The 26,396-nt window shown below is 53.3% G+C and carries 25 protein-coding genes and 1 pseudogene; 17 read left to right on the plus strand and 9 right to left on the minus strand.

The genetic code is table 11. The annotated features are described in order from the left end of the window. Positions 1–245: 245 nt before the first annotated feature. The 3 genes from PN477_RS19585 to PN477_RS19595 are packed head-to-tail and all read right to left on the minus strand — an operon-like array spanning position 246 to position 5,129. A complete protein-coding gene (locus tag PN477_RS19585) occupies positions 246–1,559 on the minus strand; it encodes a cytosine deaminase (protein WP_272118943.1) in 1,314 nt (437 codons plus the stop codon). 25 nt (positions 1,560–1,584) lie between these two features. Further along, a complete protein-coding gene (locus PN477_RS19590) occupies positions 1,585–3,417 on the minus strand; it encodes a SulP family inorganic anion transporter (RefSeq protein WP_272118945.1) in 1,833 nt (610 codons plus the stop codon). Continuing rightward, a complete protein-coding gene (locus PN477_RS19595) occupies positions 3,417–5,129 on the minus strand; it encodes a coiled-coil domain-containing protein (RefSeq protein WP_272118947.1) in 1,713 nt (570 codons plus the stop codon). The genes PN477_RS19590 and PN477_RS19595 overlap by 1 nt, the downstream gene beginning before the upstream one ends. A gap of 527 nt (positions 5,130–5,656) precedes the next feature. On the opposite strand from PN477_RS19595, the gene PN477_RS19600 reads away from it, so the two are divergent. From PN477_RS19600 to gghA, 3 genes are all read left to right on the plus strand, one after another. After that, the gene (locus PN477_RS19600; protein WP_272118949.1) at positions 5,657–6,652 is read left to right on the plus strand and encodes a fatty acid desaturase family protein; all 996 of its coding nucleotides are present in this window, start codon (positions 5,657–5,659) and stop codon (positions 6,650–6,652) included. A 155-nt stretch (positions 6,653–6,807) separates the two neighbouring features. Next, positions 6,808–7,182, plus strand: coding sequence for a DUF1823 family protein (locus tag PN477_RS19605; RefSeq protein WP_417158864.1), 375 nt, complete (start codon positions 6,808–6,810; stop codon positions 7,180–7,182). A 198-nt stretch (positions 7,183–7,380) separates the two neighbouring features. Next, entirely contained in the window at positions 7,381–9,861 is a 2,481-nt protein-coding gene (gene gghA / locus PN477_RS19610) for a glucosylglycerol hydrolase (RefSeq protein WP_417158865.1), read from the plus strand. A 145-nt stretch (positions 9,862–10,006) separates the two neighbouring features. On the opposite strand, the gene PN477_RS19615 is transcribed toward gghA, so the two are convergent. Continuing rightward, positions 10,007–11,146 (minus strand): methyltransferase domain-containing protein, encoded by a 1,140-nt coding sequence (locus PN477_RS19615; protein WP_272118954.1) that lies wholly within the window; start codon positions 11,144–11,146, stop codon positions 10,007–10,009. A 97-nt stretch (positions 11,147–11,243) separates the two neighbouring features. On the opposite strand from PN477_RS19615, the gene PN477_RS19620 reads away from it, so the two are divergent. Together PN477_RS19620 and PN477_RS19625 are read left to right on the plus strand one after the other, a co-directional pair. After that, positions 11,244–11,951, plus strand: a complete 708-nt coding sequence (locus PN477_RS19620) for a MotA/TolQ/ExbB proton channel family protein (RefSeq protein ID WP_272118956.1) — start codon at positions 11,244–11,246, stop codon at positions 11,949–11,951. 53 nt (positions 11,952–12,004) lie between these two features. Then, a complete protein-coding gene (locus PN477_RS19625; RefSeq protein ID WP_272118957.1) occupies positions 12,005–12,592 on the plus strand; it encodes a DUF3172 domain-containing protein in 588 nt (195 codons plus the stop codon). 42 nt (positions 12,593–12,634) lie between these two features. Here PN477_RS19625 and PN477_RS19630 read toward each other — a convergent pair whose 3' ends face one another. From PN477_RS19630 to PN477_RS19640, 3 genes are all read right to left on the minus strand, one after another. Beyond that, on the minus strand, positions 12,635–13,060 hold the full coding sequence (locus tag PN477_RS19630; protein WP_084669064.1) for an ATP-binding protein: 426 nt from the start codon (positions 13,058–13,060) through the stop codon (positions 12,635–12,637). 41 nt (positions 13,061–13,101) lie between these two features. Further along, positions 13,102–14,100 carry a sugar transferase gene (locus tag PN477_RS19635; RefSeq protein WP_272118961.1) on the minus strand — a complete coding sequence of 333 codons (999 nt, stop codon included), beginning with the start codon at positions 14,098–14,100 and terminating at the stop codon, positions 13,102–13,104. A gap of 290 nt (positions 14,101–14,390) precedes the next feature. After that, positions 14,391–15,689 carry a hypothetical protein gene (locus PN477_RS19640; RefSeq protein WP_272118963.1) on the minus strand — a complete coding sequence of 433 codons (1,299 nt, stop codon included), beginning with the start codon at positions 15,687–15,689 and terminating at the stop codon, positions 14,391–14,393. A 492-nt stretch (positions 15,690–16,181) separates the two neighbouring features. On the opposite strand from PN477_RS19640, the gene PN477_RS19645 reads away from it, so the two are divergent. The 5 genes and pseudogenes from PN477_RS19645 to PN477_RS20980 form a co-directional block, all read left to right on the plus strand. After that, positions 16,182–17,528, plus strand: coding sequence for a UDP-N-acetylmuramoyl-tripeptide--D-alanyl-D-alanine ligase (locus PN477_RS19645; protein WP_272118964.1), 1,347 nt, complete (start codon positions 16,182–16,184; stop codon positions 17,526–17,528). Between the two features lie 98 nt (positions 17,529–17,626). Beyond that, a complete protein-coding gene (locus PN477_RS19650) occupies positions 17,627–18,550 on the plus strand; it encodes a hypothetical protein (RefSeq protein ID WP_272118966.1) in 924 nt (307 codons plus the stop codon). A 160-nt stretch (positions 18,551–18,710) separates the two neighbouring features. Continuing rightward, positions 18,711–19,058 carry an antitoxin family protein gene (locus tag PN477_RS20975; protein ID WP_417158863.1) on the plus strand — a complete coding sequence of 116 codons (348 nt, stop codon included), beginning with the start codon at positions 18,711–18,713 and terminating at the stop codon, positions 19,056–19,058. 26 nt (positions 19,059–19,084) lie between these two features. Next, the gene (locus PN477_RS19655) at positions 19,085–19,417 is read left to right on the plus strand and encodes a nucleotidyltransferase family protein (RefSeq protein WP_272118967.1); all 333 of its coding nucleotides are present in this window, start codon (positions 19,085–19,087) and stop codon (positions 19,415–19,417) included. Beyond that, positions 19,389–19,529, plus strand: a pseudogene (locus tag PN477_RS20980) (HepT-like ribonuclease domain-containing protein); the annotation flags it as partial. The gene PN477_RS19655 and the pseudogene PN477_RS20980, both read left to right, overlap by 29 nt. On the opposite strand, the gene PN477_RS19660 reads toward PN477_RS20980, so the two are convergent. Continuing rightward, complete coding sequence (locus PN477_RS19660) at positions 19,529–19,738, minus strand: hypothetical protein (protein WP_272118969.1); 210 nt, start codon at positions 19,736–19,738, stop codon at positions 19,529–19,531. The pseudogene PN477_RS20980 and the gene PN477_RS19660 overlap by 1 nt on opposite strands. Before the next feature lie 140 nt (positions 19,739–19,878). On the opposite strand from PN477_RS19660, the gene mnmA reads away from it, so the two are divergent. The 7 genes from mnmA to aroF all read left to right on the plus strand — a co-directional run bounded on the left by mnmA (position 19,879) and on the right by aroF (position 24,880). After that, a complete protein-coding gene (gene mnmA / locus PN477_RS19665; protein WP_272118971.1) occupies positions 19,879–20,943 on the plus strand; it encodes a tRNA 2-thiouridine(34) synthase MnmA in 1,065 nt (354 codons plus the stop codon). A 242-nt stretch (positions 20,944–21,185) separates the two neighbouring features. Beyond that, positions 21,186–21,671 (plus strand): globin family protein, encoded by a 486-nt coding sequence (locus PN477_RS19670; RefSeq protein ID WP_072621863.1) that lies wholly within the window; start codon positions 21,186–21,188, stop codon positions 21,669–21,671. A 96-nt stretch (positions 21,672–21,767) separates the two neighbouring features. Beyond that, complete coding sequence (gene apcB / locus PN477_RS19675; RefSeq protein WP_072621864.1) at positions 21,768–22,253, plus strand: allophycocyanin subunit beta; 486 nt, start codon at positions 21,768–21,770, stop codon at positions 22,251–22,253. 184 nt (positions 22,254–22,437) lie between these two features. Beyond that, positions 22,438–22,641: a phycobilisome linker polypeptide gene (locus PN477_RS19680; protein WP_072621865.1), complete on the plus strand. Its 204-nt coding sequence runs from the start codon at positions 22,438–22,440 to the stop codon at positions 22,639–22,641. Positions 22,642–22,870: 229 nt separating this feature from the next. Then, positions 22,871–23,140, plus strand: a complete 270-nt coding sequence (gene rpsO, locus PN477_RS19685) for a 30S ribosomal protein S15 (protein WP_272118977.1) — start codon at positions 22,871–22,873, stop codon at positions 23,138–23,140. Between the two features lie 19 nt (positions 23,141–23,159). After that, a complete protein-coding gene (locus tag PN477_RS19690) occupies positions 23,160–23,621 on the plus strand; it encodes a PAM68 family protein (RefSeq protein ID WP_272118979.1) in 462 nt (153 codons plus the stop codon). A gap of 200 nt (positions 23,622–23,821) precedes the next feature. Beyond that, the gene (gene aroF / locus PN477_RS19695; protein ID WP_272118981.1) at positions 23,822–24,880 is read left to right on the plus strand and encodes a 3-deoxy-7-phosphoheptulonate synthase; all 1,059 of its coding nucleotides are present in this window, start codon (positions 23,822–23,824) and stop codon (positions 24,878–24,880) included. Positions 24,881–24,949: 69 nt separating this feature from the next. Here the strand turns inward: aroF and PN477_RS19700 are convergent, their stop codons facing one another. After that, a complete protein-coding gene (locus PN477_RS19700) occupies positions 24,950–26,377 on the minus strand; it encodes a glycoside hydrolase family 13 protein (RefSeq protein ID WP_417158866.1) in 1,428 nt (475 codons plus the stop codon). Positions 26,378–26,396 lie beyond the last annotated feature (19 nt).

Genomic DNA, 26,396 nt, shown 5'->3' on the forward strand with positions numbered 1-26,396 from the left:
AGGATAAATCAATGGCGTTAGTCGTTGAGCCTAGCAACCCTCTGCAACTCTCGTTGTTTGAGTGGATAAATGGTCAGGTAACTGGCTGTTCAGAATCTCCCACTATAGCCCGTAGGGTTTAGTGGGGGAGTATGTCAACGATGCGATCGCGAGGTTGAGGTGATGAATCTCCCCGCAACGTTATCCGGGGAAACGGTGCTACCGGGGTTGAGTATGACGTTGGAATGAGCCGATTTGGAGCGTCGTCACAATACCAAATCATCCAATTCGGCGTAGTCGGGAAGGGTGCGATCGCTGGGTTTGCCGTGGTGGAGGACGAGGCGATCGTGTTGCGATCGCGCCAACAATTCGCTATACCGACGGGCCGTAAAAATCACCAAATCCGCCGAGCGCCCCGGTTCTAAGCGGTTTGTGCCTAACCCTAAACTCTGGGAAGGCTGATCATTCACCGTCTGAATCCAATCGCCATAGGGATAGTCCAGATGGGCGATGCGCACCGACTGCGTCCAGACTTCGAGCATATCGTGATCCCCAAAGCCATAGAAGGGGTCGCGGCAATTGTCGCTGGCGAATGATAGTGCAATCCCGGCTTGGCGGGCTTCGTGGGCCAATGTCACCCCACGCCAGCGGGGGGTTGTGCCATCGGTGCGGCGATCCTGGAGGAACAGATTACACATCGGCAAGCTGACCAGATCAATCCCGGCATCGCGCACAAGATTAAGGGTTATTTCAACCTCGTTGGGGGGCTGCATCGCGAGGCTACAGCAATGGCCGCAGAGAATGTGACCCTGGAACCGATGGCGCAGGGCGGCTTGGGCAACGTGCCGCAAACTCATGGATGCGGGGTCTTTGGTTTCGTCAACGTGAAAATCTAACTGTTGGATCTGGCGATCGCTGGCCAGTTGAAAGACAGTATCGAGGTGGGCATCAAGATCGGGATGGGGATAGATCACAGCCCCTAAGACTGCGCCCAAGTCGGCAATTTGATCCGCGACGGCTACCCCGGTTGGAGTGCGGAAATCCTCTAGGCCGATGAGGGAAACGAGTTGCAGGGTGATGCGATCGCGCCATGCCTCCCGCAGTTGGGCCGCAACGGGTAAGCTGATCGCCGCCTGACCCCCGCCACAGTCGATATGGGTGCGGATTGCCGTCGTGCCGTGGGCCTCGCTACAGCGCAGCCCGAATTCCATCCGTCGCCGCACATCCTCGCGATGCCAATGGGTGGCGGCATCGGTGCGGGTGGCATGGAGGGCGCTGGTAAATGTGCCGTCGGGATTGGGCGATCGCTCCCAAATATGGCCCTTGTCGAGGTGGGTATGGCTATCCACAAACCCCGGTAACACCATGCGCCGCTCTAGATCCACTGTGGGCAAAGGATCAGAGGGAAGCACGGCGGCGGGTTGGAGGGCGACCAGTTGACCATCGGCAATGCAGAGATTGACGAGGGTTAAGCCAGTGCGATCGCCCCCATCGGGCCAATGGGCCGGGAGCAGTGTGACCGGACAATGGGCATTGAGCAGCCAGTACCGGTCATGGTGAAGCACCGCAGGATTAAGCATAGTAGGTGAGATCTCGATGGGGTTCCTAGGGTGACGATGAACGGGATGGAACCGGGAGGGTTGCAGAGGTTGGTGGGCTGACGGAGGGATTTAACGCCGCGATTAACTGTGCTTCACACCAGGCCAAGCCTTGATTGAGGGTGGTGAATTGTTGACAGGTGGCGCTAGAGTCGAGCGCGTCGCCCCGTTGTAGCACGGTGACGAGGTCATCGGTGAGACCAAGATAGACTAAACGGATGTCCTGCTGGGTGGCGAGTTTGCGGATTTTGGTGAAATTGAGCGTCGCTGAGGAATCAATGCCGCTGACGAGGTGAAAATCGAGGACAAGGTAGCGTAGGGGTGGGGTCTGCTCAAGGCGATCGCGCACTGCTTCTAACAAATGATTGGCCCGGCCGAAAAAGATAAAGCCATGGAGTTGCAAAATATGGATGGCTTCACCGTGACGATCGAGAATTTCCTGTTCCTCTGGGGTGCGGGCGATCGCGCTTTGTTGATGAATCCCGGAAAATTGATCACGGGTGGCATGAATCCGACTGTAGTTCACCACAAACAGCACCACCGACATCACCAACCCCACGAGCACCCCTTGCAGAAAGCCCACATGATTAATCACTACCATGATCAAGAGGATGGTTAAATAATCCGCCAAGGGAAGTTTAAACGCCGATTTGTAGATCCATTGAATGAGTAAATCAATGCCCAAATAGAGAAGCAAACTACCGAGAATGGGTTTCGGAAAATAGGCGAGAAAGTCTGAGCCTAAAATGAGGACGAGGAGACAGGGAACCGTTTTAAAGACCCCGGCTAAACGATGATTGGCCTGCATTTTATGCACCAGCAAGGTGCTAGGCAGGGCTTGATTCCCGGCCATGCCACAGCCTAGCCCGGCGGCAAGGTTGGCTAACCCCACGGCTTGGAGTTCTTGGTTGATGTCAATGTCTTTTTCGACGGCTAACTCAATGCCGTTGTTGGTGAGCACTAGAGACAGCAAACTAATAAACATCAGAGTTGCGATCGCGCCCCCTTGCCCTACAATCACCCCCCAATCCACCTGCTGTAACTCTTGCCAACCCAGAGGATGCCACAGCCCCCCTTGGGACGAGGATTGCAACAACCAACCCGCCTCGCGGGCCACATCAACCGGCGTTTGCGTCACCCACAGCGCCCCGTAGAACGTCAGCAACATCAACACCAAACTCCCCGGCAAAATCAGGTAATGGCCAATCTGTTTCGTGACCCCCAGCAAGGCCACGCCGAGGAACACCCCCACCCCCCAATGCCAGGCCAGGGTTGGCTGGATTAGTTGGGGCAGCGTCGCCAGCGTCACCGGGAGATCACTCATCACCTGCACACCCCCCCGCACCAGGAGCAACCCCGTCCCCGCCATGAACCCCCCCACCACGGGATAGGGGATAAAGCTCACGGCTTGGCCAAGTTTCAACCGCCCCAGGATGCATAAAAAGAGGCCCGTACAGAGGGAGCCAATGGCGATCGCCGCCACCACCGTCAGCACCATAATTTGGGGATCGCCTGCTGCCATTTGCGCAGCGATCGCCGCCGCCATCACCGCGAGCACGGCCGTCGGTGCGGCGAGGGGCGTGGCGATCATCCCCGGCAGGGAACTAAACAGGGCCACCATAATACTGATAGCGGCGGTGCTAAAAATGGCGATCCCAACACCCACATTCAGGTACGGGGTCAACGTCCCTGAAAAAATGAGGGCGGCGTAGGAAATGCCGCGAATAATGCCAATCATGCCGGTGACACCGCCCGCGATCGCACTCGATAGCAGATGTTTGGGGCGTAGCTCTGTGGCGATCGGGGCCGGTAAAGACCAAGAAGAGGAAGGCGAAGTCATTAATCTGACAGGTGCTGATAGCGATTGTAAACAGAAGATGTGTTGCGGTGGGACGGTGTCGCCACCATCACCCGAGGAATAGCTTGGAAGGCTGTTTTTAGGGTGTCTAGTCCTGATTCTAGTCCATTGATTTGCTCTGAAAAGGTAGCCAATTGTGCTAACTGGGCGGTGAGTTCGGCATAGTTTTGTTGCGTTTTATGATGATTTTGATCGGAGTCTACTTGATATTGGTGCAGGGTTTGGGTGAGGGCGGCCTGTTGCTCATTGAGGACAGTTTGAGCCTGTTGACTGTGGGCTTGGTGGTCGTGAAACTGCGATCGCACCTGATCGAGTTGAGCGTGTAACTGCGTCAATTGCGCCTGAAGAGTTCCCCGAATCTGATCAAGCTGTGGGGCTATGTCCTGAAACTGCTGCTGCTGGGCGGTGAGAGCCTGCTGGATCATGACCTGCTGCTGCTCTAGGCGGTGTTCCGTTTGTCGCAGGGTTTCGGGTAGATGGGTGGTGATGCTTTGGATTTGGTGTTGGAGGTCGGTCTGTTGCTGGTGCAGTTGATTGAGGTGGGTGCTGGTTTGGGTCAGTTGGCGCAGCAGGGCAGCCGGGCCATGGTGAGGATCGCGGGCTTGGGCGGTGAGCGGTTCCACTTGACCTTGGAGGGTTTGGATCTGGGCGGTGAGGGACTGAAGTTCGGTGGTAGTTTGGGTTTGGTGGGTATTCACCTGACTAAAACGCCGCTGGTGATCGTGCAGTTGGGTGTTGTGGTCTTGGGCTTGTTGCGCGAGGATGTCCAATTGAGGCGCGATCGCCGCCCCTTGTGCTTCAACCGCTTCAACCTTCCCTTGCAGATGCTGGATCGTCTCAGTAAGCTGCTCCAGGGCTTGGGCTTGATGCTCCTGCTGCTGATGGAACTCGTGGCGAAGCTGCTCCAGGGCTTGGGCTTGATGCTCTTGCTGCTGATGGAACTCGTGGTGAAGCTGCTCCAGGGCTTGGCGTTGCTCCATCGCTTGGGCCGTGACGGCTTGGTCTATTTGCTCCTGTACCTCCATCGTATTCAGCATCTGTTCAACATGGCTCAGGCGTTGGCTCACTTGGCTGAGAGTCGCCTCGAATGGAGCCATGGGATCAGGCTGTTGGGCGACGGGTTCGGGCTGGATCTGGGCCTTGAACAGCGATCGCAGTTCCTCTAATTCCTGCTGGAGAGAGGCGATCGCCGCCAAGGGCAGATCCGGGGCAGACTCAGGCGCGATCGCCCGCTGCCATTCCGGCAGTTGCGCTTCACCCTCCCGCTGCGCCGTCAAGCGTTGCACCTCAGCCCGCAATTGCGACAGTTGAAAAAGAAGATGCGATCGTTCTTGATCCGCCTGGGTGAGACACCCCATGATCCACTCCATCGCCTCCGACAACGGCTCCTCCGACGGCAACTGCGCCACCGGCCCAGACGCTTTCGGCGACAACTGCGCCACCGTCGGTTCAGGCTCAGGCAATGATTGCGCTGCTTGGAGTTCTGCAATCCGTCGTTTTTGATGCTGAACCGTTGTCCACATATGCCGGGCCCACGCCTCAAACTGCATCAATGCAGTCCCAGAGAGTTTATGTTCCAGTCGCACCGGCCCCAGACGAGAGAACCCAGAATTGGACAGTTGCCAACCGCAGACATGGCAACGCTCTACCCTGCCCCTGAGGTATTGAGCTTGACACACCGGACATTCCGCCATTTTGTCTTCTCTCCCGCATTCAAGTCATGCTTCAGCACTCAAGTCAACAATTGACCGTATCTAGACCAAGATATTTAAGTACAAATTGGCCCTCTAGTGTACCGTGATTTCCCCGTCAACCCAGGCAGTCAATAAATTTCTGTGAAGCCGGTTTAATTGAACCCTAATCGTGTTTCAACTGGGTCTTCTTTCCCGTTCAACTGGATTACATGGGTGCATCCCAGTTATGCAATCTCTCACCCAACCCTCTCCCGCAGGAGAGGGCTTTTGGCTCCTTTCTCCTGGGGGAGAAGGGCTGGGGATGAGGATGCTCCCTGGCGAGCTATGGGAATCTGCAAAGGTGGGATGCACCCGATTACCTCTACAGCAATTCAAAATATTTCTAGTGCATTTCCGCTCCATCGGCTCCCAAAAATGGGACGATAATGGGGGGCATTCTCTAAGTACTAGACATACTTCACCGGGCGATCGACCCGGCTAAAGAGAAAAAGTCCCCCCATTCCATCGCTCTACAATGAGGCGAAAACGTGTTAAATCCCGGTCAACAACTCTATACCAAGCTACGCCACGAAGTAGCAGAAACGGGTGTCTTCAAACCCGACTGGAAGCATCTCTTGCGCCGTCTCACACTGTACGGCACGTTGCATATCCTATCGTATCTCGGTCTATTCTTCTGTGCAGATAGTGGGTGGCGTTGGGCCGCCATTATCGGCTTGACAATCAGCAATCTTCAGTTTTATTTCCTTAGTCATGATGCCGGACATTATTCCCTCTCCCGCCATCGTAACGTGAATCTCTGGCTCGGTGAAATTGGTGATACGTTCATCGCTGGCGGTAGTTTTCGCTTCTGGCAATACAAGCACAACTTGCACCATCGCTACTGTAATGATGAAGCCTTAGATCCGGATATGAAAGGGGATTTCATCAAATTCTATGTTGATGATCCCACTGAGCGTCCGGCCTGGATTCGCTGGATGGTGCGGCAACAGTCCTATTTGCTGTGGGTGTTGGCGATGTTTCATAACTTTGAGTTCCAGCGCATTAGTTGGATTTACATGCTCAAAAATCCCAAGCAATGCCGCATTGAATTTTTGCTTGTCCCGCTTCATTTTGTGGTGTATTTAATCATCCCGATCGCGCTGCTGGGTTGGCCGATGGCTTTGGTCAATTATGGAATTGTGACGATGATGTCCGGTTTGATCTTGGCGAAACTCTTTGCGGTGAATCACATTGGGATGCCGTCGGTATCGGGTGACCATGGCATGTCGTTTATTGAGCAACAAGTTGTGACATCCCGCAATGTGATGATTCCGCGTTGGTTGGACGATTACTTTGGGGGATTGAATTACCAAATTGAGCATCATTTATTCCCCTGGATTCCGATTAGTCGCTATCGCCAGATTAGCCCTCTGGTGAAGTCATTTTGCCAGCAACATGCGATCGCCTATGTCGAAGAAGACCTGATCGCCTCCCTGCGCAGTGTGACCCGCCATCTCGATCGGGTGGGACAAACGGAACGTTAAGGCCCAGGGGAATCGGACGATTTTCACCGCCCCGGCCCTTTGGCTGGGGCGGTCTGTTGTGGGGCGATCAAGATCCGCCCGGGTTGTTCTACGATGTGGGACGATGGCCGGATAATGGTCTGGATTATGTAATCTCCAAAAATTCATCCCCCATGCTGTCTGATCTGCCCCCCCTGACGACCCAAACCATTTGGGACATTATTAATGATGTGGTCGATGATGCGATCGCCAATCAACTGGTCTGGCAAGCCCTCGGCTATCGCTATGATCCTGACCGCCAAGCGTGGAACACCGAGGCGGTTGACCCCAGTTGGCGCGACGACTACCCCGAACCGCCGGACTTCATCGCCCATCGTCCCCCCACCGTCAAACTCACCCGCTCCATCCCCCAACCCGATAAACAATTACTGAAAGAGGAGTTGGGGTTTAAGGGCTACAAGCTCGGAGAATTTGGCCCGCGCCAAACCCGCCGCGCCACCCTTGCCAACTGGTTGCTGAGTTACCGGAAACAACAAGCCGAAGCGGAATAACAGGATGCAGCAATCGAGGCCCTGCGGGGTCTTTGCTGCGATCGCCATTGCACAATTTTCAGACAACTCGTAGCCAATCAGACAAGACGAAATTCGGATCATGCGCTACGGTGCAACTATTGTTACACCCTGAGCACCCTCCAGACCGGTCTAGTGGGTTGGTGCAAACGTTCGTTATTTTATGAAACCGAGATTATGGTGACTGTTGCCACAAAACCATCCATCCAGTTAGTTGAATCTGCAACCCATGAGTTACTCGCATGGGCCAACGCAGTTGATCATTCCTCCCTCACCATCTTTGAAAAAGGCTTAAAACTTGCCACTCGTCTCGGTGCGCATTATCGAGAGGATGGACTCGTGGAAATTGGCTTTTGGACACCGCAACTGATGGCCCAAGTGATGCGGAAACTCGAAATCTACTTTGAAGTCCTCACCCCGATCAGTCCCATTGATGTCAGTGTGCCGGAACAGGTGGTGCAATTTCGGCGCGATCGCCTCAACCTGATGCCGCAGGGCGAATTTCACTGGGGTGTGATTGAAGGGATGACCCCCGGCAACCAGGATCAAATCGGCTCGTTTTATTGGTTACGCTACATCGATCAAAACGAACAACTCCAAGCCATCCGTGATCCCCTGGCCCATTCACTCCCCTACGGTATCTTCGCCCCGGCGGAACTCTACGATGTCAACGCCTTACAGCGCGATCGCACCGACCTCGACTATATTCGGCGCACCAGCGCCTCCTCCCTCCCCGAAAGCGAAGGCATCCACCTCTCCGCCGGAACCAACCGCATTCCCCGCGTCCGCGCCCCCCGCAACATCCTCCAATTGCACATCGGCACCGCCTCCCAAGAAGGCACCTTCGCCGGACTCACCCGCATCTACCAAACCATCTCCGACAAACTCGCCCAAGGGGAAACCCTCTCCCCCGTCGAAGAAGCCTACGTGGGCTATGATGCGGTGCAATTTTTACCCACCGAACCCACCATCGAATACCGTGACGAATACAGCCCCGAAAGTGAATTTTTCTCCTTCCTTGGCGAAGACGATGGCATCATCGACATCGAACTGACCAAACCCAACACCCAAGATTGGGGCTACGATGTCCCGATTCTGGGATCTAGCACCACCAACGCCGCCCTCCTCAGCAGCCTCCGCCCCAATGAAGTGATTGACTTGATCAGCACGCTGCATAACTTTTCCACGGGGCCCATTCAGGTGATTTATGACCTGGTGTACGGCCATGCTGACAACCAATCGGAATTGCTGCTGCCCCATCAGTTCCTCAAAGGCCCCAATATGTACGGGCAAGATCTTAACCATCAACTCCCGATGGTGCGGGCGATTTTCCTGGAAATGCAGCGCCGCAAGATTAACACCGGAGCCGATGGGATTCGGGTGGATGGGGGTCAGGATTTCCGCTTCTTTAATCCCCTGTCGGGGCGGGTTGAATATGATGATGCCTACTTGCTCGCCATGAGTGATTTGGTTCAGGAAATCGAAGGGTGTCAACGACTGCTCTTCACGATCTATGAAGATGGACGACCCTGGCCCCAAGAAGGCTGGGAAGAGATTTCCACCTATCGAGAACTCGTGGAGTTAAAACCGGAGGCTTACCAATGGGGGCCGTTGATTTTTGCCCACAATACGCCGACGCTCAATCATGTCTGGGAAAAAAAATGGCGGCGCGTGTGTGAGGTGATGTACGAAGGCGATCGCTGGATTACCGGCTGCGCCAACCACGACACCGTCCGGCGCGGTAATCAAGTGGACACCAATGCCGATATCAACTGGAATTTAGGTAAAACCCTGCCGGAAGTGCTACGCAAAGCCTACGACAATCCCGCCGTGACCCTGTGGGTCTACGGGTTTAGTCCGGGGTTGCCGATGGACTTTATCAACGCCACCCTGCACGCTCCCTGGATGTTCTTTCGGAATACCGACGAACGCTACGGGGTGAAGGTGGTGTCGGAAGAGGCGGGCTTTTTAGATTGGCAGGTGACCCCGGATCTGTTCAAGCGCAAACATGCGTTTCGTCGTCTCAAGTCCTTGGGCTTTAAGCATATTGAAGAATTGCGCGAGTTTAGCCAAGCGCTCAATACGGTCATGGAGGAAAAAGACTACAACATTTCTGAAGTGGTCGAGGCCATTCGCCTCTGTGTGGAAGGGCGCGGTGACAGTTGCGAGATGCCTAAAATCAGAGGGTTACGCCGTCCGGGGATGTTGCGTTTTCTCAGTAAGATGGATCTCGATCGCCTCAAGCAGTTTGCCCGCTGGTTTATGGAAGATTGCTATGAGGTGTGTAATGTCAGCCATTATCCCCGGATGGTGAATGCGGCACAGACTTCCCATAATCTCAGTCTCCGCCAGTTCCGCCATCGCTATCCCTGGCTGCGTCATAACCTGTCGGGGACGGATCGGTTTAATAAGATGAGCAGCGAGAAAACGACGGTATTCTATGGGGTGCGGAGCAATCCGGAACGCCCGGATGAGCAGATCGCGATGGTGGCTCATATGGGGGGCAGTTCGACACAGATTAAGCTGGGCGACTTGCTGCAATTGGAGGGCAAGGATTGGGAGATGGCGATCGCATCTCCCGGCCTAGAGATTAAGAACCTCGATGCCTTTGAGTTACAGGATACCCAAGGGGTCTTACTCACCCAAAAAGAGATCACTTAATACCAATTTTCTAAAGGGGAACTCCATAGAACGTGATGCAGGCAAGGGGCTTAAGCCCCTTGTTCCGTAGCCTGAAGGCAAGGGGCTTAAGCCCCTTGTTCCGTAGCCTGAATTTTGAGCGTTGGTATAAGCGATCATGGCAGGATTACTCGCCGTAGCGATCGCTCAACTCCGTCACCCAGGTTAAGGCGTGGGCGGCGCGGCTGAATTGGTCGGGAAACTGCTCCTCAAGGCGTTGGGCAATGTCCCCCAAACTGTCCCCCGCCGCCATGCCTGCGAGAGCCACCTGGGCCATCTGTCCCGCTCGGCTGAGGCTGGGGCGATGGGTGTGGCGACGTTTGGCGAGGCTGGCGGGGTTGATGGGGTCAGCGTTGAAGGTGGATTGACGAAACGTGGTGCGGCGATCGCCCCGCGTTAGGGTGCTGTGCCATTGCCAGAGGTAGCGTTGATTGACGAGATTGGCGCGGAGGTGGAGGGTGATGCGATCGCCCCGTTGCAAGTCCAGCGGTTCCGGCCAGGGAAAAAAGGCCTGACCATAGATCAACAGCGGTTGATCGGGCCCATTACTAAACCCCACCTCCGCCCATAGGGTCGTATCAAACCACAGTCCCACCCCATGACAGCGGCAATCCGTGGCAATGTCCCACTGTAGATCCCCCTGAACATCGGGGCTGTGGCGTTGGGGATAGTCCAGCGTCGCCCACTGTTGGGGGGGGACAAGGCAATCCTCCGGACGTAACCGCACCTTGCGCCAGCGGTTCGTGACGTAGGGGTGAGCGGCGGAAAAATCAAACCCGTAGGGCTGACTCTGCCAGGGCTGGTGATAATGCTGGTCGTAGATATCCGGGAGATGCACCAACGTCGCCCAGAGCCGATCCGCTTGGGGAATCAAGACCCCACCCGGTGCGAGGTGGCGATCGCGCACCTCGATGATTGTCGCCAAATGCGATCCAAACAGCGGCAACACCCCCCGCAGATCCGACACCACCACGTCGATCGGTTCTGAAAAATGGAGCGATCGCACATCCGCCTGATGGTATTCAATCACCGACCCATAGCCATTGGCCTCGGTAATTTGCCGGGCGATTTCCACCACTCCATCGGGTTCCACCCCATAGACCCGCCGCGCCCCCAACTGCGCCGCCATCAAACTATGAATCCCCGTCCCCGTGCCAATATCGAGAACAACCATACCGGGTTGAATCACAGCACTCAAGGCCTGATGGTAGGGAACCATCCGCCCCGCATCCATCATCATTTCGCCGTAGCCAAAAATGCTATACATGAAACCAGATATAACATGATTCCGTCGTTAAATCGGGTCTGAATCATGCCCTGGCTGATCCTGCACCATTCCCCCTTGTTCTGTTGCCTAATCCTCTATGACTCGCCTGTACGAACTCTTTCTCAAAGGGGGGCCAGTAATGTACCCCCTGCTGGTGTTATCGGTTTTCACTCTCTCCTGTGCGCTGGATCGGGTGTGGTTTTGGCTGCGGTTGTTACGCCAAGAGGATCAGGTGGCGCAGCGGATTTTAAAAACGGCGGCGGTGGATTTTAAGGAGGCGAAGGCGATCGCCCAGCGTTCCGATCACCTCCCCCTCGGTCGGTTTCTCCTCGCGCCGCTCCTGCTCAATCGCCCCAGCCCAGAAACCTTTCGCCTCGCCTTAGAAGCCGCTGGCGATAAGGAATTCATCAAAATGCGTCAGGGGGAAAAGTTCCTCGAAACCGTGGTGGCTGTTGCGCCGCTGTTGGGGCTGTTGGGGACGGTGACGGGGTTGATTACGACCTTTAATAACCTCAACATTGGCGGTGGGGGCAGTGCTGCCGAAGCCTCCCAAGCAGCGGTAGGGATTGGGGAAGCGTTGATCACCACAGCAGCGGGGATGATTGTGGCGATCGCTGCCCTGTTGGTGTTGCGGATTATGGTGTCGCTCCAAACCCAGCAAATGGACTATTTTGCCGCCGTGGGTAGCGAGTTGGAATTGCTCTATCGTCAAGTCTGGGAATTGCCGGGGGAGAGGGTGCGATCGCACCTCCCCCCCACCCCCTCATCCGAAGAATTGTCCACCCCCACCCCCAATCGAACCTGAAAACGCTAGTCTAGAGAGAATGTATTCTTGACCCGTAAAGACCCGGTATTGCCATGACCCGCCGTAGCCGTCCCACCTACGATCGCCCCCCCCAACGGAACTACGACCGCCCCCCTGCGGGCCGTCCCGGCGGCGGTGGTGGCGGCAACAAAAAATTTTTCCAGAACTTCAACTACGGCACCGTCGCCCTGCTCGGAGGGGTGTTTATCCTGGGGATTGGGGCCGGGATGGCGTTGAGCCTCTCCCCCGGTGACAATATCGCCAACGTGGCATCCCGTGAAGTGATCGATCGCAGCGCCCCCAACGCCGACATTTGCCTGCAATACGGCGCGAGTGCGATCGTCACCGACATGCGCGTCTTTGTCACCCTCAACCCCTTCAACGTCTACGTCACCCAACCCTTAATGCAGCCCGGCTGTGTCCTGCGTCGCAACAACTGGTCACTCCTGCAACAACGCAAACTCATTTCCAATGAACAGGTCAACGACTGCAAAAACCGGATGAATACCTTCGGCTTTACCGGAACCCTTGAAAGCAACTCACCGGACATCTCCTGCATCTATCAAAACGATGCCGCCGGCAATCTCTTCCTCAACAAACCCGGCATGGTCGGCTCGCCCCAGGAAACCGAAAATTTCTAACGCGGCACAGATCAACGGGGAAATCGGGTCGTGGTGTCTGGCTTACATCAAGGCCAAAGGTGGATCAATATGTTTCCGTAGGATCAAGCAGTTGTAATCCGGGGCCGGACGAACATACAGATATTCATCGGTGAGATTGTGAATCCACCGCAGGCCTCGGCCGCCCTCTTTACTGAGATCATCTTCCTGTTGAATGACCTCTTGAATTTTGCCCTTGAGATCAAACGGTTTGCCTTGATCCCAAACCCGCATTTCAATGTAATTCGGAAACAGCGTAAACCCCAGGGGAATCGGAGTCTGTTTCGGTAGGTCTTTGTGGGCATAGCGCACAACATTGGTGAACCATTCCACGAGGGCCGTTTGAGATTGCCAGTAAATCATCGAGGATAGACGCGATGCTGCAAATTGCTCGAACCGATCGAGGAGGTGTTCTACTTCAGCGAGATCACTTAGTAGGCAAAAATGCATTTGTTGAATGGGTTGTTGTTGCCTCACCAAACTAATATGCGTTAGACAGCACCACTCTTTTTGTTAAACAAAATTAATACGGTGCGGATGATCAACTTGACATCGTACCAGAGGCTCCATTGACTTTGATAACGTAGATCTAACTTAATCACATCTTCAAAGTTACGAATACTAGAACGTCCGTTCACTTGCCATTCACCAGTCATGCCGGGCTTCACATCTAACCGCTGCCATTCTGGGATTTGGTAAGCCTCGACTTCTTCAGGCGTGGGGGGACGAGTGCCCACGAGGCTCATTTCACCCCGCACAACATTGAGAAATTGGGGGAGTTCATCGAGACTTGTGCGCCGGAGAAAGCGCCCAACAGTGGTGACGCGGGGGTCATTATCATTTTTGAAAAAGGCACCGCTGGCTTGGTTTTGCACCTGCCGTTTAAGACGTTCGGCATCGGTACACATGGAACGAAATTTCCAGATCCGGAAACGTCGCCCCATCCAACCGCAGCGAACTTGTCCAAATAAGATCGGGCCTGGGCTATCGCGCTTGATTGCGATCGCGATCGGCACAAACAAAATCGCCGTAATACTTAATCCCACTAACCCCCCCACAATATCCATGGAGCGCTTCAGCCAAGACCGCACGGAAGGATGAGTTTCCGGAGGAAGACCATGGTTCACCACTGGCGGCGGCGCACCCTCTGGACGCGATTCAGCTTCGATCGTCAAGACTTTGTCCAGACTGGTCATCGCTAAGACGGCTCGTACCGGGGGTCTCACATTGCGTAACACCAGTTGAGCACCCTGTTCAGTGCTGGCCTTGAGATTACTCACTAGGGCACCGACACCACTACTGTCCATGAATTGAGTGGCTGTAAAATCTAGAATAATCCGTTCCGTTTGGGGTTGATCCCGTAAAAGCTGTTGGTATTGGGTTTTAAAATCCACAGCTTCCAAGACACTGAGGCGCGGCGGAATATAGACGATGGGCGTATTGTCGGTGAAGATAACAGTAAATTTATCTTCCGGTGAATTGCTAGCCATTAGCGTCCTACAGCGAGATTCGGAACAATGATGATGGCGGCTATACTCAGGTTCTCAGGAGCATGACCGTATCCGGACAGTTTAACTGTGCTAACCCTGAAAATGGATGAGGATAACGGGCCATTGTAAAGCTTGAGAGAGTGATGCAAGGGGCTGCATCCGTTGTTAGATCGGAGATAATCTCATCGAATCCCCCAATTTTAACAAAAATGTTGCGAAATTCCCCTTCTTCGCTGGCCCAGGGAGGGGATGGATCGCAAACCAATACGGTGCGCAACGGCGAGTCCTCTTTACGACCTATTTTTGAGATAGGACAAATCCAATGCGCCAAAATGGGTGCTCAGGGCCACATGAATATTTTCCATCGACTGCACGAGCCAGGGCACGCCCTCTTCTGTGGATGATTCGTAGTGACTGAATAAAATGGCAAAGCGTTTTTCGAGAGATGGCTTGACTTGGTGGCAGAGGAGCGTGATTTTGAGCAGCAGCATGATCGTGGGGGTTGCGCCTAAGTTGGTGACGAGATCCACAAACACGTAATGATTTGGGCGCTGGGGACTTTCCACCACCAGGAAATTGAGGAGATGGCTAGAGGTGCGCAGCAGTAGGGTGTTGTTGGGTTTTTGCAGGTCGTAACGGGACAGGGTGCTTTGGAGTTTTTCGTAGAGCTTGTCGTTGAATTTGCGCTTGCCGTACCGGGGATCAATGGACGCAATTAGATATTCATAGAGATCGTCTTTGAAGGTTCGGAAGGAGGGGGCCTGGAGGCTATGGGTGAGGAAGCTTTTGGCGAGGTCATCGGAGGTGCGATTGCCTTGCACCCGGCCGACGAAATGCCTGAGGGCGTAGTCTAGTTCGCGATCGCTCAACAGGGTTGGATTTTCCACCGGATGAATAATCCGACCGCGTTTTTTAGCCTCCTGAAGGCGCAGTTGATAGGTGACATAGTGGGACAGATCCAGTTCAAACTGCATTTGCAGTTGGTCGCGGATGTGGCGCACGGTTTGCTGATGCTCATAGCTGCTGTCTTGACTCAGCAAACAATGTTCGTAGAGGTAGGGATAGCGGTTGATCAGTTGTCCCACCAGGCGCTCGTTTTCGGCTTCGGCGGGGTTGTAGGGGCGGGGCCGTAATTTCCCTTGATTCTCACTGGTGTGTTTGATCACCGTTGCCAAGCGTTGCAGGGTGACATACTGCTCGGTCTTGAGGAAATCATGCATCAATTGCCGCAGTCGGCGCGGCCCGCGTGCGTAGGTGTTCCCGACCGGGGGCACTAACTTGAGTTGTTCGACGAGTTCAGGAATAGCCCAGCGGGCATTGGGTTGAACTTGCCAGCGGTTGACGAGGATATGACAGCAGCGATTGAGAAAAAATGGAAAGGTTTGATCCGCGTTTTTTTCGATCGCGATCGCTTCTAGGGACTGTCGCACGTCGAGCGGCTCGTAATGTCGTCCGCCAATAAAAAGACGACGAAACCGGTCTAGCAAGCTGTCCGGAGTTTCGGTTTGCACAGCATACAGCAGGTGGTCACACACCACCTGTTCATGATTGCCTGTTGAGGTTGGATAGGGATTGATCAACGCTGTCACCGAAACGTATTCCTCCCTGTCAGTTATAGCAAGTTCCGCTTGATTTTCCGATCGAATCTGAATCGGGAGACCCTACCGATTCCATGACAATGCCAGAACAAGAGCATCGCCGAGGACGGAGTGAGGCGGTTCTGCCCCGGTAAAACCTCCCGTTTTGCGGGTGAGTCGGGGCAGATCTAGGGTATCTCATTACGTTTGGGGGGGGTTAAAAACGCATACCCTGAGATGGATGCTAGGCCGCGATCGCCGCAGTCCATCAGCGCCTCGAAATCCGTGCAGATCCGAGGGAGGAGAGACGTTTGGGATGCGGGATAGATCATAGAGTTTCTTCGATCATAACGTTGAAACTGATCAACCATACTCCGAGCAACCACTGAAACTCAGCCGCGATCGCGCCCAACCGTTAATGCTCACCTTGATCCGGAGACGGGGTACTTTAAAATCAAAAAGCATCACAGAGTTAACAGTTAATAGTTGCAGGCGATAACTTTTATGACGGTGGACTTGGTACTCGGTCAACTGAACGCGATTTTAAACACCACACCGACGGGCGCAGGGGCGATCGCCGCCACGCCGATCACCGGCATCACGACGGACACCCGCAGCTTAGAACCGGGCAATCTGTTCGTGGCCTTGCAGGGGGAAAATTTCGACGGTCACACCTTTTTAGGGGTGGCTCAGGAGCGAGGGGCGATCGCTGCCATTGTCCAAACCCCCGTCCCCGATCTAACCATTCCGCAATTTCCCGTCACGAATACCCTCACCGCTTACCAAACCCTAGGGCGTTGGTGGCGGCAACAGTTCACGATCCCGATCATCGGGATTACCGGCTCCGTCGGCAAAACCACCACCAAGGAACTGATCGCCGCCGTCCTGGGCAACTATGGCCGCGTCCATAAAACCCAAAAGAACTACAACAATGAAATCGGTGTCCCGAAAACCCTCCTCCAACTCACCCCGGATCATGACTATGGCGTGATTGAAATGGCGATGCGCGGCCCCGGTGAAATCGCCGAATTAACGGAGATTGCCCTACCCACGATTGGGTTAATTACCAACGTTGGCACGGCCCATATTGGCCGCTTGGGTTCCGAGCAGGCGATCGCCAATGCCAAATGCGAACTCCTCGCCACCATGCCCCGCGACAGCATCGCCCTCCTCAACGCCGATAATCCCCGCCTGATGCGTACCGCCCCCCAATTTTGGCAGGGCAAAACCCTCACCTACGGCCTCCTGGGCGGCGACCTCCACGGCACATTAATCAATCCCCACACCCTGCGCGTCAACGGCCAAGATTTTCCCCTCCCCCTCCCCGGTCAACACAACGCCTCCAACTATCTCGCCGCCTTAGCTGTGGCCCAACTCCTCGGTTTAGATTGGCAACCCTTAGAAACTGGGGTGACGGTGGATCTGCCGGGGGGGCGATCGCGCCGCATTGATTTACCGGGAGATGTGGCGCTCCTCGATGAAACCTACAATGCCGGGTATGAATCCATGGTGGCTGCCCTCCAACTGCTCAAAGAAACCCCCGGATCGCGCCATATCGCCGTCCTCGGCACAATGAAAGAACTGGGTGACGCAGCGGCCCGCCTCCATCAGCAAGTGGGCCAAACCGCTGAAGAGTTGGGGATTGATCAGTTAATCGTGTTGGTGGATGACCCCGATGCTCAGGGGATTGTGACGGGGGCAGGTGCTGTACCCTGCCAGGTCTGCCACACCCACGGCGAGATTATCGATCAGTTAAAAACAATGATGCGGGGGGGCGATCGCATCCTCTTCAAAGCCTCCAATTCCGTCGGCCTCAATCAAGTGGTGGCGCAAGTTCAGGCTGCTTATTAAGCTCCCGCACTGAACGAATAGGCCATAATAAAAGATAGATTACGCATCAACATATCCAGACCGAAAAGCTAATTTTTGCAAACGGAAATTGATTTACAATGCTCGTCTTTTTTATTCATGGTGTTAACACTCAAAGCTCTAAATATGCTGATACTTTAATCAAAAATATCCGCAAGAATATCAAAACCCCAATTAACTTCTACTCAAGTTTTTGGGGAAATTTGTTTAATGACAAAAAACATCAAATTATTGGATACATCGAAAAAGATCATTCTCATGCTTGCAACCTACATCAAGAGTACCAAAATTATCACAGCGATACCTATAGATACAAGAAGCAAAGAAATGAGTTAATTAATGATTTTTTGGGTGACTTTCTTATTTATCAAAATTCTCAACGAGGCAAAATCATTCGTCAAACCATCAGTGAACAATTAAATCAATTTTTGAAAAACCATCCCCAAGATAATCAAATTCATGTGATCACTCATTCTTTTGGTAGTTTTATACTATGGGATCTTTTGTTTTCAAAAGAATTGCCTAATCATGATCCAGCCTTTACTTTTCGTGAAATCCTGAGTTCTATAAATATAGAAAGCATAACTACGATGGGATCTCCCTTATTATTTCTCAAGCAAATGCTAGATCTTGATTTTTCTATCATTCATGAAGCTCTTGAAAATCGGAGTCAAAAAAATATCAATGTTGCAGATGATTTAAGGTGGGTTAATGTCATTCATTCATCTGATTTAATTGCTTATCCTTTGAAGGCTGCAATAGACAATGAAATTAGTCGTAAATTAGATTTCTTTGATCAGTATATTTGGCAATGTGCCAACTCTTTTGAACAAACATTTATAAACTTGGGACAGTTAGATTTGGCGATGACCGTTGCAGCAAAAGATGCACACTCTTCGTATTTTCAGGGTAATATTGATGGTACCATTACTGCAAAAATTATTACTGATAATTTATTGGGAAATAGTAAAAGACTAAAAGATCGGTGCATTCATCCAAAATAGAAATAGTTACATAATTGAAATTCTGTGGATTTGCAAATCAATTGTTTACTAAAATCGCAGAGGTGGCCGAATATTGCAAAACCCTCGCTAACGCTAAGGAGAGTGATCGCAAAGAGTAGTTCCAAAAAACCAGTTTTTTTAGTACTTGAGGTGAACGAATATGCAGCAAACAGTAGAAACCGTCTATGAAAATGGTCTCTTCCGTCCCCTACAAGTTTTAGACTTGTCCGAAGGGCAAGAAGGAGAGTTAGTCATCAAATCCAAAAATCAAATTAGCCCTAGCCAAATGCTTCAGTTAGCATCCGCAGTCTATCAAGAATTTCCACTACACCACCGCCCACCAACTTTACACCCAACTCGGAGCCGCCAAAGAACGCGATCGCATCCAACAAGACTGGCAAAACCCCACCTAACCCCCAGAAACCGGGTTGCGTTAGTTGGCTCGTTTTTTGCCCCAATTGTCCCAAAAACCCGGTTTCTTACCCACCTAAACCCAAATCTCCCATGAACCAAAAATTTGGATGCAACACAGAGATGACTATCAGCACAATCGATCTACCCCTAGAAAAAATCACCAAATTTTGCCATCAATGGCAAGTGGTAGAATTTGCCCTCTTTGGGTCTGTTTTGCGTGACGATTTTCGCGCTGATAGCGACATTGATGTAATGGTAGAGTTTCACCCAGAAGCCCACCCCACATTTAGCACCCTCGACCAAATGGAAGCCCAACTCAAAACTATCTTTAATCGAGATGTTGATCTCATTACTCGTCAAGGTATTGAAAACAGCCGCAACTATTTGCGCCGTCATGAAATTCTTTCCTCCGCTCAGGTGATTTATGCAACGGGATCGTCAATTTTTGCTTGATATGCTTCAATCCGCAGACCTGATTATGACCTACACAGCTTCATGCTCAAAAGCTGAGTTCGTTGCCAATGTACAGCTTCAAGATTCGGTGATTCGGCGGTTGTTGGTCATTTAGGCTTGCTGGCTCACCCGCATTGAGCGTAAATGCAAAAGAGATAAAAATTCGGCCAGTTCCACAAGCCCCTCTGCTTCTTGTCGTTCTGCCTGAGAGAGTGTGTGACCCTCATCTTGATGATCTAAAAGCAATTGCAAACGTGCCTGAACCGCTTCAGGGAGCTGAAATTGGGTCAGTTCAATGGGAATCTCAATAACCTCAGGCATGGGCGAGTGATGGCAGGATAGGCTTTATTCTAACTCCCATTCTAGAAAACAAATGACGACAAGGCGCGATCGCGCCCTCTGTTCAAATGCGCCATAATAGAAGGCTGATGATTGTGTTGAATTCGGAATCGGCAAACGCCATGAATAAGGTCGTAGTGGGACTTTCGGGGGGCGTTGACAGTTCGGTAACTGCGGCGTTGCTCCATCACCAAGGATATGATGTGATCGGCTTGACCCTGTGGCTGATGAAGGGGAAGGGTCAATGCTGCTCCGATGGCATGGTGGATGCTGCCGCGCTCTGCGAACAGTTGGGCATTCCCTACCATGTGGTGGACAGTCGCGAGGTGTTTGAAGCCGAAATTGTCAACTATTTAGTGTCGGGGTATGAGGCGGGGATTACGCCGCTGCCCTGTTCCCAATGTAATCGGGCGGTGAAATTTGGCCCGATGGTGAACTATGCCCAGCAGGAATGGGGGTGCGATCGCATCGCCACCGGCCACTATGCCCGGATTCACTACGATGAGGCGAGCGATCGCTACCAACTGCGCCGCGCCGTCGATCTCAACAAAGACCAATCCTATTTCCTCTACGACCTCAGCCAGGAAATGCTCGCCCATACAATCTTTCCCCTCGGCGAAATCCCCAAAGAGGAAACCCGCCGCCTCGCGGCCCAGTACAACCTCCTCACCGCCGAAAAACCCGAAAGCCAAGACCTCTGCTTGATCGAAACCCACGGCTCCATGCAAGCCTTTCTTGACCAGTACATCAACCACACCGAAGGCGACATCGTTAGCCCCGACGGGACTGTCTTGGGCAAACATAGCGGCATTCATCACTACACCATCGGCCAACGCAAGGGCCTCGGCATCGCCGCCCCCCATCCCCTCTATGTGATGAAACTCGATCCGGTGCTGAATCGCGTTGTCGTCGGTAGCCGCGAGGAAGCAACCCAGCCAAGTTGTACCGTGAACCGGGTTAATTGGGTTTCGATCGCGCCCCCCACGGCCCCGATTCGCTGCCTCGGTCGGGTGCGCTATCGATCGCCCGCTGTGCCGGTGACGGCGATTCCGTTAGAGGGCGATCGCCTCAAACTCGTCTTTGACGACCCCCAATTCAGCATCACCCCCGGCCAGGCGGCCGTGCTGTACGATGGCGACCTCGTTCTCGGCGGCGGGATTATTGAGCGATTTGCGGAATCAGCGTGAGGACGTGGATCGTTGTGATCGTTGCGAGGGGAAAACAGGAGGGGCAATGCGATCGCCTCCCTCCTCCTCAAAAAATGAGGAATAACATTACAAAATATTAACGATTCACAACGAACGTCAACACAATGCCGCAAAATAAATCCGGAAGGTTGCTGGTGAACTGATTCGCAGCATCTCAACCGAATATATCAAGCCGGTTTTAATCGAACCTGGTTAATTTTTTTGTTGGAGGAATCCAAAGAATGAGTATCGTCACGAAATCCATCGTGAATGCTGATGCAGAAGCTCGCTACCTCAGCCCCGGTGAGTTAGGCCGCATCAAAGCATTCGTCACCAGTGGTGAAGCCCGTCTGCGCATTGCTCAGACCCTATCCGAATCTCGCGAACGCATCGTTAAAGAAGCAGGCGACAAACTGTTCCAACAACGCCCTGACGTGGTTTCCCCCGGTGGAAATGCGTACGGCGAAGAAATGACCGCCACCTGCCTGCGGGACTTGGACTACTACCTCCGCCTCGTGACCTACGGAGTCGTTGCTGGCGATACCACCCCGATCGAAGAAATCGGTTTGGTTGGTGCTCTTGAAATGTACAAATCCTTGGGCACTCCCGTTGCAGCCGTTGCCTTGGGCATCACCAAGATGAAGGAAGTTGCTTCTGGAATGATGTCTGCGGACGATGCTGCTGAAGCTTCGGCCTACTTCGACTACGTTGTCGGTGCAATGCAATAGAGCGATGACCGGCTAGCGAGCGAGGCTCTCTAGTTTCATCTATCTATTTCATTGAAAGACTCTTAACTTAATCGATCCAGACTTAGGAAACAAACGATGCAAGACGCAATTACTTCTGTTATCAATTCTGCTGACGTTCAAGGTAAGTACCTTGACGGCTCCGCAATGGACAAGCTCAAAGGCTACTTCGCTAGTGGTCAACTCCGGGTTCGCGCCGCTGGCGTAATCAGCGCCAACGCTGCTGGCATCGTCAAAGAAGCTGTGGCCAAGTCCCTGCTGTACTCTGACATCACCCGTCCCGGCGGCAACATGTACACCACCCGTCGTTATGCTGCCTGCATTCGCGACTTGGACTACTACCTCCGCTATTCCACCTACGCCATGTTGGCGGGCGATCCTTCCATCCTCGATGAGCGCGTGCTCAACGGTTTGAAAGAAACCTACAACTCCTTGGGCGTTCCCGTGGGTGCAACGGTGCAAGCTATCCAAGCCATGAAAGAAGTGACCGCTAGCTTGGTCGGTGCTGACGCTGGTAAAGAAATGGGCGTGTACTTCGACTACATCTGCTCTGGCTTAAGCTAATTCACCGCATCCGAACAGATGGTTCGGATCATTGAGTTCGAGAGCTTAGTGAGCGAGTGCTAGGGTGAAAAGCTTGTCTATCTGGCTCAGGATGAGTTTTAACGATCTAGTATTGGCTGACAACCTCTCGAACTTTGGTGTATAAAAACTGCATTTCACCCCTTTAATACGGAAAATTTGACCTATGCGTATGTTTCGAGTGACGGCTTGTGTTCCAAGCCAAACCCGCATCCGGACTCAAAGAGAATTACAGAATACATACTTTACTAAGCTGGTTCCCTACGATAATTGGTTCCGTGAGCAACAGCGGATCATGAAAATGGGCGGCAAAATCGTCAAAGTTGAACTGGCAACGGGCAAGCAAGGCACCAACACCGGTTTGAAGTAACGAATTGGGAATGGATAGCTTAATTCCCGGTTATGGGACGACCATCATGAACTGATGGTCGTTTTAGTTTGGCGAGATGGGATGAGGGGGGCGATCGCACCCAATCCTCACCCCCTGAACCCTCAAAAATAAATATCTGCTCACATCTGCTGCGCTTCACCCTCAAGAGAAATGATAGAATGGTCAATCTCTATTGCAGTTGATCATCCATTACCTTTTCGATAACTTCATGACCATTACCCAAGACCGAAAACAGCAACTCATCGTCGAATACCAAGCCCACGAAACCGACACCGGCTGCTCTGATATTCAAATCGCGGTGATGACGGAACGGATTAATAATCTCACCACCCATCTCAAAACCAACAAGAAAGACCACTCCTCCCGCCGCGGCCTACTGAAGCTGATTGGTAAACGTCGTCGCCTCCTCAACTACATCCAATCCCACGACTATGCCCACTACCAACAATTGATTGGTCGTCTCGGTATCCGTCGTTAACCCTCATTGCAGCAGCCTAATGTCTGAAGATTCTCAACGTAAGACCCTCCCGTTTGAGCCTCGTCGCAAGCGAAACAAGGCCGCGAAACCCGTCGCTCCCGTGGTCACACCCGAAAGCCGCCAAGCGGCTTCACTCTCGGCCATTCCCGATGTTGTGAGCCGCCGGATGATTCGGCGCATGGCATTGTTTTGTGGCGTGCCTTCGGGGTTAGGGGTGGCCAGCTTTTTTATTTTTTACTGGGTGGTCAGCCATGATTGGTTTGATATTCCACCCTATGCCGTGTTTGCGGCAACCTTGGGGCTGTTTGGCTTGGGGGTCGTTGGGTTGAGTTATGGCATTCTTTCGACATCGTGGGATGAAAACCGGGTGGGTGGCTGGTTCGGTTGGCAAGAATTCACCCTGAATGCAAAACGGTTGTTTGAGGCCTGGCGCGAAGCTCGTCGCAGTACCCGGTCTGCCAAAAATCCAGACCCCTCTTGATGGGTCTAGGTCGTAATGACTGAGGGACTGAGGGGGGGTAGGGATTGCGATCGCCCCTGCATCCCCCCGCCCCACTCCTCAGCATTGGTTTTGTAAAGACTTGAAACGTCCGCCCGCTGTCGAAGTGAAAATGGCACAATGGGCGGTAGAAAACTTATTTATTTGTGAACTCCTAAGCTCCAGATTGGAAGGAATCCTACATGATTGTTGTAATGCGCATCGGTTCACCGGAAGCAGAAGTGAATCGTCTCTGTGAAGATTTTGAAGAGTGGGGCCTGACTCCTGAAAAAATCGTCGGTAAACATAAAGTCGTCATTGGCCTCGTTGGTGACACAGCGGATCTTGACGAACAGCAGATCCAAGAACGCAGCCAATGGATTGAAACCGTGCTGCGGGTTGAACGCCCCTACAAGCGAGCGAGCCGCGAATTCCGCCATGGTGAAGCTAGCGAAGTCTGGGTTAGCACTCCCGATGGTCAGGTGGCGATCGGTGAACATCATCCCGTTGTGGTGGTGGCCGGCCCCTGTTCTGTGGAAAACGAAGAGATGATCATCGCGACGGCGAAAGCGGTGAAGGCTGCCGGCGCTCAATTCCTGCGCGGCGGTGCGTACAAGCCCCGCACGTCCCCCTATGCGTTCCAGGGCCACGGAGAAAGTGCCCTGGGTCTTTTGGCCGCTGCCCGTGAAGCCTCTGGTTTGGGAATCATTACGGAAGTGATGGATACGGCGGATGTGGAAAAGGTGAGTGAAGTGGCGGATGTGGTGCAAGTGGGCGCTCGCAATATGCAAAACTTCTCGCTCCTCAAGAAGGTGGGGGCCCAAGATAAGCCTGTTCTTCTGAAGCGCGGGATGTCCTCGACGATTGATGAATGGTTGATGGCGGCGGAATATGTGCTGGCGGCGGGGAATCCGAATGTGATTCTCTGTGAACGGGGTCTGCGCACCTTTGACCGCTCCTATACCCGCAACACGTTAGATGTTTCGGTCGTGCCAGTGTTGCGATCGCTCACTCACCTGCCGATCATGCTCGACCCCAGCCACGGCACGGGCAGTTCTGCCTATGTTCCGGCGATGGCGAAGGCCTGTATTGCAGCGGGAACCGATTCCCTGATGATCGAAGTTCACCCCAATCCGGCAAAAGCCCTCTCCGATGGGCCGCAATCCCTCACCCCTGAACGGTTTGCCGCCCTGATGCAAGAGCTATCCGTGATCGGTAATGCCGTGCAACGTTGGTCTGTACCAGAAGCAGCCCTAGTGTAAGCGTTAACAAATTCCCCACAAAGCCCCCGCATTTTTAAATGCGGGGGCTTTGCTTTTGTTGAGGTCTGTTTAGGCTTGATTCGTCAGAATGCAGGCAGATTGGGGGGGAAGGGTAATTTGATCCTCAGTTTGGGGCGCACCATAGACCACGGGCCAATGTTGCATTGCGGTGGGGCGTGGCATGGCGATCGCCTCCCGTCCCACATTGACCGCGATCAAGAGTTGAGCGGGGCCAAGACTGCGGGTAAAGGCGTAGAGGGAGCCGTTAGCCTCGACGACGCGATAGTCTCCGGTGCGAAGGGCGGGAAAGCGATCGCGCAAGGCAATCAACGCTTGATGTTGGGCGAGCATTGCCTGATTCCACTCGGACTCTGGCGGGAAGACGCGCCGACAATCGGGGTCCATCGCCCCACTTAAGCCCACCTCATTGCCGTAGTAAATACAAGGTGCGCCCGGAAACGTAAACATCAACAGCGTCGCTAACTGGAACGCCTGGGCATCTTCCCCCAAAACCGTCAGGGCGCGGGGCGTGTCGTGACTGTCCAACAGATTAAGCTGGGTCAGTTCAATTTCCCAGGGATAGAGGGCGATCAGGGCCTCCATTTTGGCGGCGTATTGGGCGGCATCCATGGGCGGATAGACATCATAGTCCGGGCGTTCCACCATGGCGGGGTCAATGCGATCGCCCCCCACAAAGGCCAACGTCGGCCCCGTAAATAGATAATTCATCACCCCATCAAACTGCGTCCCATCCAGCCATTGGCGGGAATCGCGCCACACTTCCCCGACAATATAGGCCTCTGGATTAATCGCCTTCACCCGCTGGCGAAACTCCTGCCAAAACCCCGGTGTTGTCACTTCAAACGGCACATCCAACCGCCAGCCATCAATGCCTTGGCGCAACCAATATTCCCCCACCTGCATAATGTATTCCCGCACATCGGGGTTATCGTGGTTGAACTGGGGCAGGGCGCGATTGCCCACCCAGCTTTCATAATTGGCCGGATAGTTGCCATCGTAGGCAGAGAGGGGCCATTTTTGAATTTTGAACCAATCGAGCCAGGGGGAATGGGGGCCGTTTTCTAAAATGTCGTTGAAATAGAAAAAGCCGCGACTGGCATGGTTAAACACGCCATCCAAGACGAGTTTGATCCCGCGTGCTTGGGTTTCTTGCCGCAACGCTCGAAAAGCGGCATCGCCGCCGAGGAGGGGGTCAACCTGATAGTAATCATGGGTGTGATAGCGGTGGTTACAAGCGGACTGAAAAATCGGGGTGAAGTAGAGGGCGGTGATCCCCAAGTCCTGGAGATAGTCGAGCTTTTCTAAAACACCCCACAGATCGCCCCCTTTATAGCCCTGATCAGTGGGTGGACTGTGCCAGGATTCGAGAGCGCCGCGCCAAGACGATTGATGAGGGTGTTGGCCTTGGGCGAAGCGATCGGGAAAAATTTGGTAGAAAACAGCGTGTTTAACCCAGTCTGGGGTGTGAATCGCGATCGTCATAGAACTGATGATA

The sequence above is a fragment of the Spirulina subsalsa CS-330 genome, assembly GCF_028330765.1.
Classification (GTDB): domain Bacteria; phylum Cyanobacteriota; class Cyanobacteriia; order Cyanobacteriales; family Spirulinaceae; genus Spirulina; species Spirulina subsalsa_A.